Genomic DNA, 10,594 nt, shown 5'->3' with positions numbered 1-10,594 from the left:
ACCGCTGGTAATCACATTCGGGCCACTTCGGTGGCCCACACTTCGGAGTAAAGCATATGGCACGCAGCCATCCACTCAATATGTATCGCAACATCGGGATCATGGCGCATATCGACGCCGGTAAAACCACGACCACCGAGCGCATCCTTTTTTACACCGGCAAGTCTTATAAAATCGGCGAAGTTCATGATGGCGCCGCCACCATGGATTGGATGGAGCAAGAGCAAGAGCGTGGCATCACGATCACCTCGGCTGCAACGACCTGCTTCTGGAACGACCACCGCATCAACATCATTGATACGCCAGGCCACGTTGACTTCACGATTGAAGTTGAACGTTCGCTGCGCGTTCTCGATGGCGCGGTTGCTTGCTTCGACGGCGTTGCCGGCGTTGAGCCACAGTCCGAAACCGTATGGCGTCAGGCCGATAAGTACGGCGTTCCACGCATGTGCTTCATCAACAAGCTCGACCGTACCGGCGCGAACTTCAAATATTGCGTTCAATCGATCATCGATCGTCTGGGTGCAAAGCCAGCCGTTCTGTACATTCCAATCGGTCTGGAAGCGGACCTTAAGGGTCTCGTCGACCTCGTGCACAACCGTGCGATCATCTGGAAAGACGAATCGCTTGGTGCGGACTTCTTCTACGAAGATATCCCTGCTGACTTGGCTGACGAAGCTGCGAAGTATCGCAGCGACCTCATCGAGCTTGCTGTTGAGCAAGACGATGCTGCCATGGAAGCCTATCTGGAAGGCAATGAGCCTGACGTTGCAACGCTGAAGGCGCTGATCCGCAAGGGCACGCTGAACCAGTCGTTCGTTCCAGTCTGCTGTGGTTCGGCGTTCAAGAACAAGGGCGTTCAGCCATTGCTCGACGCTGTTGTCGATTATCTGCCTTCCCCGCTCGACATTGAAGATGTTCAAGGCGTCAAGATGGACAGCCTTGAGCCAGACAGCCGCCCAGCAGCTGACGATGCGCCGTTCTCGGCACTCGCGTTCAAGGTCATGAACGATCCATTCGTGGGTTCGCTGACCTTCATCCGCATCTATTCGGGTACGCTCGTCAAGGGCACCTACCTGAACTCGGTGAAGGACAAGAAGGAAAAGGTCGGGCGTATGCTCGAAATGCACGCCAACGAACGTAAGGACGTTGACGAAGCATTCGCAGGCGACATCATCGCGCTTGCCGGCATGAAGGAAACGACAACTGGTGACACTTTGTGCGCCGAACGTTCGCCGATCATTCTTGAGCGTATGGAATTCCCAGAGCCCGTTATCGAGCTTTCGGTTGAACCAAAGACCAAGGCTGACCAAGAAAAGATGGGCATCGCGCTCAATCGTCTGTCTGCTGAAGATCCATCGTTCCGCGTTTCGACCGATCACGAATCCGGCCAGACGATCATTAAAGGCATGGGCGAGCTTCACCTCGACATCATCGTCGATCGTATGCGTCGTGAATTCAAGGTTGAAGCAAATGTCGGCGCGCCGCAGGTTGCTTACCGCGAATATCTCGCACGCGAAGTTGACGTTGATTACACCCACAAGAAACAGTCGGGTGGTTCAGGTCAGTTCGGCCGTATCAAGTTCACGGTAAAGCCGGGCGAGCGTGGCACGGGCATCATCTTCAAGGATGAAGTTAAGGGCGGTAACATTCCGAAGGAATATATTCCATCGGTTGAAAAGGGCATGCGCGAAACCGCAGAGTCCGGATCGCTTATCGGCTTCCCGATCATCGATTTCGAAATCACGCTGTATGACGGCGCATATCATGACGTCGACTCCTCGGCGCTGGCATTCGAAATCGCTGGCCGTGCAGGCATGCGTGAAGCTGCGCAGAAAGCCGGCATCAAACTGCTTGAACCAATCATGAAGGTCGAAGTTGTATCTCCTGAGGAATATCTGGGCGATGTAATCGGCGACATGAACTCACGTCGTGGTCAAATTCAGGGCACTGACAGCCGCGGTAATGCGCAGGTTGTTGAGTCCATGGTGCCTTTGGCCAACATGTTCGGCTATGTGAACCAGCTCCGCTCGTTCACGCAAGGACGTGCAAACTATTCGATGTTCTTCAATCATTATGATGAAGTCCCATCGAACGTTGCGGCCGAAATCAAGGAAAAGATGGCTTAATTGCCAGACGCTATCGGGCAGCTGCTTCCTAAAAGAGGCGGCTGCCCAACGGTACCTCGCGGTCGGGTGTAAAAAGAACGACTGCCCCGCTGGCATCGGGAAAGCCGAGCGTCAGCACTTCTGACATGATTGTGCCGATTTGCCTTGGTGGTAAATTGACGACTGCGGCGACCAGTCGTCCGGGCAATTCCTCTGGCGTATAATGCTCTGTGATTTGCGCCGAGCTTTTCTTCACACCGATTATATCACCAAAATCGATTGTCAGCACATAGGCTGGCTTGCGGGCATGCCTTAATGGCTCCGCCGCCAATAATTTCCCCACACGTATATCGACCGCCAGAAACTGGGCGAAATCGATCAGTTCCGCGGCGTCGGCTCGTTGATCCGGCACAAGGTGCATGGCGACTCCTTTTTACATTTTGTGACGTTTTTGTCACATTTTGTAACAATTTTCCGAGGCCCTTCTCATCAGGACCTTTTTGACCAATAACAAGCGCGGGATGGAAGGAATAGCCGAAGGTGCACAGCCATGAAAATGCCATGGCAATGACCCGGCCCATCAGGGAGATTTTCATGTCACATTTTAAATCTGTATCGAGCGCGTGGTTAGCGTGCGGAACCGCCGCGGTTGCGTTGATGGCGGCGCAGCCTGCAATGGCGCAGGATAGTGAAGACACAACAACAGCAGCCACCGGCGAAGAAAAATCCATCGTCGTAATCGGCTCGCGTCGTACGGATCGGTCGGATACCGCATCATCCTCGCCAGTCGATGTTATCGGTTCGGACGAGTTGCAGGGACAGCCGCAGGCGAACCTGCTTGACGTAGTGCGCAACCTGGTTCCGTCCTTTTATGTACCGCAGAACACGATTTCGGATGCTTCGACCTTTGTGCGCGCCCCGTCGCTGCGCGGCCTTGGTGCTGACCAGATTCTCGTCATGATTAATGGCAAGCGTTACAACCGGTCTGCGCTGGTCCAGGTCTATACGGGCGGTGATACCGCGTTGTCGTTCGGTTCACAGGGTGCCGACGTTGCCAATATTCCGGCGATCGCGCTCAAAAATCTTCAAGTGCTGCGTGACGGTGCGACTGCGCAATATGGTTCAGACGCAATTGCCGGTGTGATTAACTATCAGCTACGTGACGATGCGGGCTTTGATGTACAGGCGCTGTGGGGTCAGCAATATGAAGGCGACGGCACGCGCAAGCAGATGTCGGCCAATGCCGGATTCAAGCTCGGTAGCGGCGGTTTCGTCAACATCTCGGGCGAATGGTTCGACAGTGCAGGCACCAGCCGCGGTGCGACGCGCCCGATCGCGCTTGAACTGGCGCGGACGCAACCAGGCGTCGTTGGCAGCATCCCCAATTTATCCAGCGGCCTCCCCGCACAAATCTGGGGCTCGTCGCCATCGGATGGCTACAAGCTGTTCATGAACAGTGCGCTCGACGTCGGGGATAGCGCCCAGATCTATCTGGTCGCCAATTATGCGCATAGCAAGGCGGATCAGAGCTTCAACTATCGCTCTCCCATCAGCGCGCCGGTGCCGCTGACCGTTGACATCGGAACGGGCACGCCAGCGACGCGTTCGCCCGGTCGTAATGGCTCTTTCAATACCATTTATTTGACGCCATGCCCCGCTGGTAACGCGACTTGCCCGGCTGGTTCATTCGTGTTTTCCAATCTTGCCAACTCGCAACAGACATTCAATTTTGCGTCGATTTATCCCGGCGGCTTTACGCCGCGCTTCATTGGTAAGGTTGACCAGTTTTACAGTGTTGCAGGTGTGAAGGGTGAGGCTGAAAGCGGCCTGACATATGATGTTTCGGCAACCCTCGCGCGCAATTCCCTGTCGCTGTCGATGACCGACTCGCTCAGTGCGTCGTACGGCCCGCAAAGCCAGACCGAATTTTTCTTCGGCGAGCTCATTCAGCGTGAGCAGAACGTCAATCTGGATCTAACCTATCCGCTCGAAGTTGGCTTCTTTAGCCCGATCACCTTGTCTGGTGGCGCTGAGTATCGCCGCGAGGAATATGAGACGACCGTCGGCGACCTGCAATCTTATGGTGCGGGTCCCTTTGCGGTTCAGGATCTGTACCGCGAAACCGATCCGAGCGTATACGTGTTCAATAGCCGCGTGACCCAATCACCCGCCGCCAGCGGCTATGGCGGTGTCAGCCCGACCTTTGCCGGCACCAACAGCCAACAAAGCTATGCGGTTTATGTCGGTGCTGAAACCGATGTCACAGAACAATTCACTGCCGGCGTCGCTGGACGGTGGGAGCATTATGACACCTTTGGCAGCACGGTTGTCGGCAAATTAAATGCGCGATATGATTTTTCCGATGCGGTTGCGTTGCGTTTTACGGCGGGTACGGGTTTCCACGCTCCATCGCCGGGCCAGAATAACACACAGATCGTGACCACCAACTTCCGCAGCGGAAATCAGGTGCAAACCGGCACCTATCCCGTAACCAGCGACATTGCCCAATATTATGGTGCAACCTCGCTTAACCCGGAAAAATCGGTCAATTTCGGGGGCGGCATCGTGCTGACGCCGGTGGACAGGCTGAGCATCACGCTCGACGGTTATTCGGTCAAGGTTAAGAACCGCATCGGCATTTCGCAGACCTTTACGGTGTCGGCAGCGGATCTCGTTGCGTTGCCTTCGCTGGCAGTCGTGGGCCTTGCGGGCGACGTGAACTACTTCACCAACGGTTTTGAAACACGCACCACCGGTTTCGACTTCGTAACCAATTACCGCACCGATCTGGCTGGCGGACCTTTAAGCCTGACGCTTGCGTATAACTATAACAAGAGCAAGGTAACCGACTTTGACCCGTCGGTGATCAGTCCGGCGCAGAGGTTCAACGTTTCGAACCTGCCGCCTAAGCATCGTGTTAATGCGTCGGCAAACTGGCAGATTGGCGATTTTTCTATCAATGCGCGCCAAAACTATTTCAGTTCGTGGGCGAATCAGCTTGAATATCCAGGGCAGAAGTTCGGTGCTAAATTCGTCACCGATCTCGACATCAGCTATACCTTCGCTGATCGCTATACCCTGACCCTTGGTGCCAACAATCTGTTCGATACCTATCCCGACAAGATTGCGCCGACGGCGACTAATCCGGTTTATGCGCTGACCAACAGTCTTGCAGACGGCCAAGTCTATCCGCGTTCGGGGGGGCGTTCGGGATCAATGGCGGCTTTTATTATGTGCGAGTCGCCATCGACTATTGATTCGCCTTGATATTGAAAGCGGGCGGGAGGAAACTTCTGCCCGTTTCTTTTTGTAATGAGGCAGCGGAATGCGCGACGAATTCACACATCGCATTGCCACGCACGATGATCTGAAAGCGTTGCATGCGCTCATGGCGCGGTCAATTGCGCAGAACCAGTCGGACTTCCTGACACCTCAACAGGTCGCAGCCAGCGGCAAGGTAATGGGACTCGATACGCAGTTGGTGCGCGACGGCACCTATTTCCTTATCGAATGCGAAGGCCGAATCGCCGGATGTGGCGGGTGGAGCTTTCGCGCGACACTTTATGGCGGCGACGACAGCGTTGTGGCGCGGGAACCTGCCACACTTAACCCCGCCACCGACGCGGCAAAGATACGGGCCATGTATACCGATCCGGACTTTACGCGGCGGGGAATCGGCGCACGCATCCTTGCGCTTTGTGAAGATGCGGCACGACAGGCGGGCTTTCAGCGCGTTGAATTGATGGGAACGGCGGCTGGGGTTCCACTGTATCGTGCGCAGGGCTATGCGCCCGTAGCAGAGCAAGAATATGCCAGCGTGGGCGGTGTCGAAATACCCTTGCTCCGTATGGAGAAGCATTTCGGCTGACACGATAAATCATCGGTTCGACAAGGATATGCAGGCAAAGCTTGCAGAACCAGAAAAGACCTACTAAAGGCCACGCCTGATTCAGCAGGCGCGTCCCATCTGAACATAATCCGACATTTCTAAAGTAAGAAGGTTTGAAAAATGGCAAAGGCTAAATTTGAGCGGACGAAGCCGCACTGCAATATCGGCACCATCGGTCACGTTGACCATGGCAAGACCACGCTGACTGCAGCAATCACGAAGATCATGGCTGAAACTTACGGTGGTACCGCTGTTGATTTCGCCAACATCGATAAGGCTCCAGAAGAGCGCGAGCGCGGCATCACCATTTCGACGGCACACGTTGAATATGAAACAGCCAACCGTCACTACGCACACGTCGACTGCCCAGGTCACGCTGACTATGTTAAGAACATGATCACCGGTGCTGCCCAGATGGACGGCGCTATCCTCGTTGTGAACGCTGCTGACGGCCCAATGCCACAGACACGCGAGCACATCCTGCTTGCACGTCAGGTTGGCGTTCCTGCACTTGTTGTTTACATGAACAAGGTTGACCAGGTTGACGACGAAGAAATTCTCGAGCTGGTTGAAATGGAAATCCGTGAGCTTCTTTCGAAGTATGATTTCCCAGGCGACGATATTCCAATCGTTCGTGGTTCGGCACTTGCTGCACTCGAAGGCCGTGACGACAACATCGGTAAGGAATCTGTCCTTGCACTGATGGCTGCCGTTGACGAAGCTATTCCTCAGCCAGAGCGTCCAGTCGACAAGCCATTCCTGATGCCAGTTGAAGACGTGTTCTCGATCTCGGGTCGTGGTACGGTTGTTACCGGCCGCGTTGAAACCGGAATCGTCAAGGTTGGCGAAGAAGTTGAAATCGTTGGTATCAAGGACACCAAGAAGACGACCGTTACCGGCGTTGAAATGTTCCGCAAGCTGCTCGATCAGGGTGAAGCTGGCGACAACATCGGTGCGCTTGTTCGTGGCGTAGGCCGTGAAGAAGTTGAGCGTGGTCAGGTTCTCTGCAAGCCAGGTTCGGTTACGCCGCACACTGAGTTCTCGGCAGAAATCTACGTTCTTTCGAAGGACGAAGGCGGCCGTCACACGCCATTCTTCGCAAACTACCGTCCACAGTTCTACTTCCGTACAACGGACGTGACCGGCGAAGTGATCCTTCCAGAAGGCACTGAAATGGTTATGCCAGGCGACAACGTAACCATCTCGGTTAAGTTGATTGCTCCAATCGCTATGGACCCAGGTCTTCGCTTCGCAATTCGCGAAGGCGGACGCACCGTCGGTTCTGGGGTTGTCAGCACCATCACGAAGTAATATAGGCCGCGCTTCCCGCCCGACTCTTTGATTCGGGCGGGGCGGTTTTTAGAATTTCAAAACAGCTGTTCCGGCTTCGAAAGCGCAAGTCGGAATGGCTGTTTTTCGGCTCTTTGATATTGATAGAATTTGGAAATTGGTGAACCCATGGAAACGCAGAATATTCGCATCCGCCTGAAAGCATTTGACCATCGCGTCCTCGATCAGGCAACTGGCGATATCGCAGACACCGCACGCCGCACTGGCGCGCTTATCCGTGGTCCAATTCCACTTCCTACCCGTATCGAAAAGTTCACAGTGAACCGCGGACCGCACGTTGACAAAAAGTCACGCGAGCAGTTCGAAGTTCGTACTTATAAAAGGTTGCTCGACATTGTGCAGCCCACGCCACAGACCGTAGACGCGCTTATGAAGCTTGATCTTGCTGCTGGTGTGAATGTCGAAATCAAATTGGCGTAAGCCGATATCTCTACGCACGTAGAGTGAGACAATAGGAATACCGCCGAGTTTACTCGGGCTGCGTTCCCCGTCTTACCAGATCGCTCATTAAGGTGAGCCGCTGGTGCCTAGCCCGGACGGGGCAATGCTTAAAAATTCAGGGCTGGATTTAGGCGTCACGCCCTCCTGGCAATCCTGCCAGCCGGGCCTCTGACATAAGTTGGAGTATGGATCATGCGCACTGGCGTGATCGCGAAAAAGATGGGTATGATGCGCCTCTTCAATGAAGATGGTCGTCACGTACCTGTGACCGTTTTGGCGCTGGAAGGCTGCCAAGTGGTCGGAGCCCGCAATGCAGAGAAGGATGGCTATTTTGCTGTTCGTCTCGGCGCCGGCGCCCGTAAAGCGAAAAATGTAAACAAACCACAACGCGGCGAGTTCGCTAAAGCACAGGTCGAGCCAAAAGCGCGCGTTGCTGAATTCCGCGTTGATAATGCCGACGGCTTGCTGCCTGTCGGCGCTTCTCTTTCCGCAGACCATTTTGTTGACGGCCAGCTCGTCGACATCACTGGCCACACGCAGGGTAAAGGCTTTGCCGGCGCCATGAAGCGTTGGGGCTTCGGTGGTATGCGCGCATCGCACGGTGTGTCCATCACCCACCGTGCCCATGGTTCGACTGGCCAACGCCAGGATCCAGGCAAGGTGTTCAAGAACAAGAAGATGGCCGGCCACATGGGTGACCGTCAGCGTACACAACAAAATCTTGAAATCGTCCGCACCGATGTTACGCGCGGTCTCATCTTCGTAAAGGGTTCGGTACCCGGCGCGAAGAATGGTTGGTTGCTTGTTCGCGATGCCGTCAAGGTTCCTACACCTGAAGCTGCTCCGTTCCCCGGCGCGTTGAAGAATGACAATGAAGCCCCAGTGGTCGAAGACGTCATCATCAACACCGAAGTTGAAGTTGCAGACACCCCCGCTGTCGAAGCTGAAGCGCCTGCCGCTGAAGCTGCGCCCGCTGTCGAAGCACCTGCTGCTGACGCCGGCGAAGAAAAGAAGGAGGGCTAAGCCATGAAGCTCAAGGTTCAAACCCTCGACGCCAAGGCAAAGGGCGACATCGATTTGAATGACGACGTATTTGGCATTGAGCCACGCGCCGACATTCTGCACCGTGTTGTTACCTGGCAGCGTGAAAAGGCCCGCGGTACGGCTCGTCCTACCCGTGAGCGTTCAGACGTTGCACGCACCGGCAAGAAATTCGGCAACCAGAAGGGTGGCGGTACTGCCCGTCACGGTGACCGCGCCGCTCCGATCTTCATCGGTGGTGGTAAGGCCCATGGTGCCCGTCTGCGTGACTTTAACCCATCGTTGAACAAGAAGATCCGCTCATTGGGTCTGAAGATGGCGCTTTCGAGCAAAGCTAAGGCTGGTTCGCTTATCGTTCTTGAAGATCTTGATCTGGCTGCTGCAAAGACTGCGGCGCTTAAGGGTCAGGTTGGCAAGCTCGGTTTCGGCAAGACGACGCTGGTTATCGACGGCGACACCGTCAACGACAATTTCCGTATGGCTTCGGCTAACCTGGTCGGCATCAACGTGATGCCTGCTGTTGGTGCCAATGTTTATGACATTCTGAAGCATGACACGCTGGTCTTGACCCGCGCTGCGGTCGAGAAACTGGAGGCCCGTTTCAATGGCTAAGGATAAAGCAATCGACGTGCGTCATTATGACGTGATCGTTGCACCGCACATCACCGAAAAGGCGACCCTGCTGTCGGAGCACAACGCTGTTGTGTTCAAAGTCACGGGTAGCTCGACCAAGCCACAGATCAAGGCAGCTGTTGAAGCCTTGTTCGACGTCAAGGTCCTGAACGTGAATACGCTCGTGCAAAAGGGCAAAACCAAGCGCTGGAAGGGCAAGCCTTACACGCGTTCGGATGTCAAAAAAGCAATCGTCACTTTGGCCGAAGGCCAGAGCATTGACGTGACCACCGGTATTTAAGGGCAGGATAATGGCACTCAAAAGCTACAAACCAACTAGCCCCGCCCGTCGCGGCCTTGTGCTGGTTGACCGGTCGAGCCTCTACAAAGGCGGTCCTGTAAAGGGACTGACCGAAGGTAAGAGCAAGACCGGCGGCCGTAACAACAAGGGTCACGTGACTTCGCGCGGTATCGGCGGCGGTCACAAGCAAAAATATCGTCTGATCGACTTTAAGCGTCGTAAATGGGATATGCCTGCAACCGTTGAGCGTCTGGAATATGACCCCAACCGTTCGGCCTTCATCGCACTTGTAAAGTACGAAGATGGTGAACTGGCCTACATCCTTGCACCACAGCGTCTTGCCGTAGGCGACGTTGTTGTTGCCGGCGAAAAGACCGACGTTAAGCCAGGCAACGCGATGTTGCTGAGCCAGATGCCGGTTGGTACGATTTGCCACAACATCGAAATGAAGCCCGGTAAGGGTGGTCAGATCGCACGTTCAGCAGGCACCTATGTGCAGCTGGTCGGTCGTGACGGTGGCCGCGTTATCGTTCGCCTGAACTCAGGCGAGCAGCGCTACATTCTCGGCACCTGCATGGGTACAGTTGGCGCGGTTTCGAACCCCGACAACTCGAACACGACCCTTGCCAAGGCAGGCCGCAATCGCTGGCGCGGCATTCGCCCGCTGACGCGTGGTGTTGCTAAGAACCCTGTCGATCACCCGCATGGTGGTGGTGAAGGTCGTACATCCGGTGGCCGTCATCCGGTTACACCTTGGGGTAAGCCAACAAAGGGTGCTCGTACCCGCAGCAACAAGTCGACCGACCGGATGATCATCCGTTCGCGGCATGCTAAGAAGAAGAGGTAACTCAT

Annotated in this window: 10 protein-coding genes; 9 read left to right on the top strand and 1 reads right to left on the bottom strand. The window is 55.1% G+C overall.

Translation table 11 applies throughout. The features are described 5' to 3' along the window. Positions 1 to 56: 56 nt before the first annotated feature. Complete coding sequence (gene fusA / locus ACIQZK_RS10700; protein WP_395634902.1) at positions 57 to 2,129, top strand: elongation factor G; 2,073 nt, start codon at positions 57 to 59, stop codon at positions 2,127 to 2,129. A gap of 28 nt (positions 2,130 to 2,157) precedes the next feature. Here the strand turns inward: fusA and ACIQZK_RS10695 are convergent, their stop codons facing one another. Then, a complete protein-coding gene (locus tag ACIQZK_RS10695) occupies positions 2,158 to 2,529 on the bottom strand; it encodes a tRNA-binding protein (protein WP_397576110.1) in 372 nt (123 codons plus the stop codon). Between the two features lie 173 nt (positions 2,530 to 2,702). On the opposite strand from ACIQZK_RS10695, the gene ACIQZK_RS10690 reads away from it, so the two are divergent. From ACIQZK_RS10690 to rplB, 8 genes are all read left to right on the top strand, one after another. Beyond that, positions 2,703 to 5,375 carry a TonB-dependent receptor plug domain-containing protein gene (locus tag ACIQZK_RS10690; protein WP_397576109.1) on the top strand — a complete coding sequence of 891 codons (2,673 nt, stop codon included), beginning with the start codon at positions 2,703 to 2,705 and terminating at the stop codon, positions 5,373 to 5,375. A gap of 58 nt (positions 5,376 to 5,433) precedes the next feature. Next, positions 5,434 to 5,976, top strand: a complete 543-nt coding sequence (locus tag ACIQZK_RS10685; protein WP_397576108.1) for a GNAT family N-acetyltransferase — start codon at positions 5,434 to 5,436, stop codon at positions 5,974 to 5,976. Positions 5,977 to 6,117: 141 nt separating this feature from the next. After that, positions 6,118 to 7,308, top strand: a complete 1,191-nt coding sequence (gene tuf, locus ACIQZK_RS10680) for an elongation factor Tu (RefSeq protein WP_397576107.1) — start codon at positions 6,118 to 6,120, stop codon at positions 7,306 to 7,308. A 147-nt stretch (positions 7,309 to 7,455) separates the two neighbouring features. Next, complete coding sequence (gene rpsJ / locus ACIQZK_RS10675) at positions 7,456 to 7,767, top strand: 30S ribosomal protein S10 (protein ID WP_022672862.1); 312 nt, start codon at positions 7,456 to 7,458, stop codon at positions 7,765 to 7,767. Positions 7,768 to 7,980: 213 nt separating this feature from the next. Then, positions 7,981 to 8,811 carry a 50S ribosomal protein L3 gene (rplC, locus tag ACIQZK_RS10670; protein WP_397576106.1) on the top strand — a complete coding sequence of 277 codons (831 nt, stop codon included), beginning with the start codon at positions 7,981 to 7,983 and terminating at the stop codon, positions 8,809 to 8,811. Positions 8,812 to 8,814: 3 nt separating this feature from the next. Further along, complete coding sequence (rplD, locus tag ACIQZK_RS10665) at positions 8,815 to 9,441, top strand: 50S ribosomal protein L4 (protein WP_324479316.1); 627 nt, start codon at positions 8,815 to 8,817, stop codon at positions 9,439 to 9,441. Next, positions 9,434 to 9,742: a 50S ribosomal protein L23 gene (locus tag ACIQZK_RS10660; RefSeq protein WP_183941963.1), complete on the top strand. Its 309-nt coding sequence runs from the start codon at positions 9,434 to 9,436 to the stop codon at positions 9,740 to 9,742. The genes rplD and ACIQZK_RS10660 overlap by 8 nt, the downstream gene beginning before the upstream one ends. Positions 9,743 to 9,752: 10 nt before the next feature. Continuing rightward, positions 9,753 to 10,589, top strand: a complete 837-nt coding sequence (rplB, locus tag ACIQZK_RS10655) for a 50S ribosomal protein L2 (RefSeq protein WP_183941962.1) — start codon at positions 9,753 to 9,755, stop codon at positions 10,587 to 10,589. Positions 10,590 to 10,594: the final 5 nt, after the last annotated feature.

The sequence above is a fragment of the Sphingorhabdus sp. genome (genome assembly GCF_044338195.1).
Classification (GTDB): Bacteria; Pseudomonadota; Alphaproteobacteria; order Sphingomonadales; family Sphingomonadaceae; genus Sphingorhabdus_B.
This window is presented reverse-complemented; position numbering and strand designations above follow the sequence as displayed.

Excerpts from the sequence above, each read along its gene's own strand:
- ACIQZK_RS10690 (WP_397576109.1), top strand. The coding sequence starts at position 2,703 with ATGTCACATTTTAAATCTGTATCGAGCGCGTGGTTAGCGTGCGGAACC.
- rpsJ (WP_022672862.1), top strand. The coding sequence starts at position 7,456 with ATGGAAACGCAGAATATTCGCATCCGCCTGAAAGCATTTGACCATCGC.
- ACIQZK_RS10660 (WP_183941963.1), top strand. The coding sequence starts at position 9,434 with ATGGCTAAGGATAAAGCAATCGACGTGCGTCATTATGACGTGATCGTT.
- rplB (WP_183941962.1), top strand. The coding sequence starts at position 9,753 with ATGGCACTCAAAAGCTACAAACCAACTAGCCCCGCCCGTCGCGGCCTT.
- fusA (WP_395634902.1), top strand. The coding sequence starts at position 57 with ATGGCACGCAGCCATCCACTCAATATGTATCGCAACATCGGGATCATG.
- ACIQZK_RS10695 (WP_397576110.1), bottom strand. The coding sequence starts at position 2,529 with ATGCACCTTGTGCCGGATCAACGAGCCGACGCCGCGGAACTGATCGAT.
- tuf (WP_397576107.1), top strand. The coding sequence starts at position 6,118 with ATGGCAAAGGCTAAATTTGAGCGGACGAAGCCGCACTGCAATATCGGC.
- ACIQZK_RS10685 (WP_397576108.1), top strand. The coding sequence starts at position 5,434 with ATGCGCGACGAATTCACACATCGCATTGCCACGCACGATGATCTGAAA.
- rplC (WP_397576106.1), top strand. The coding sequence starts at position 7,981 with ATGCGCACTGGCGTGATCGCGAAAAAGATGGGTATGATGCGCCTCTTC.
- rplD (WP_324479316.1), top strand. The coding sequence starts at position 8,815 with ATGAAGCTCAAGGTTCAAACCCTCGACGCCAAGGCAAAGGGCGACATC.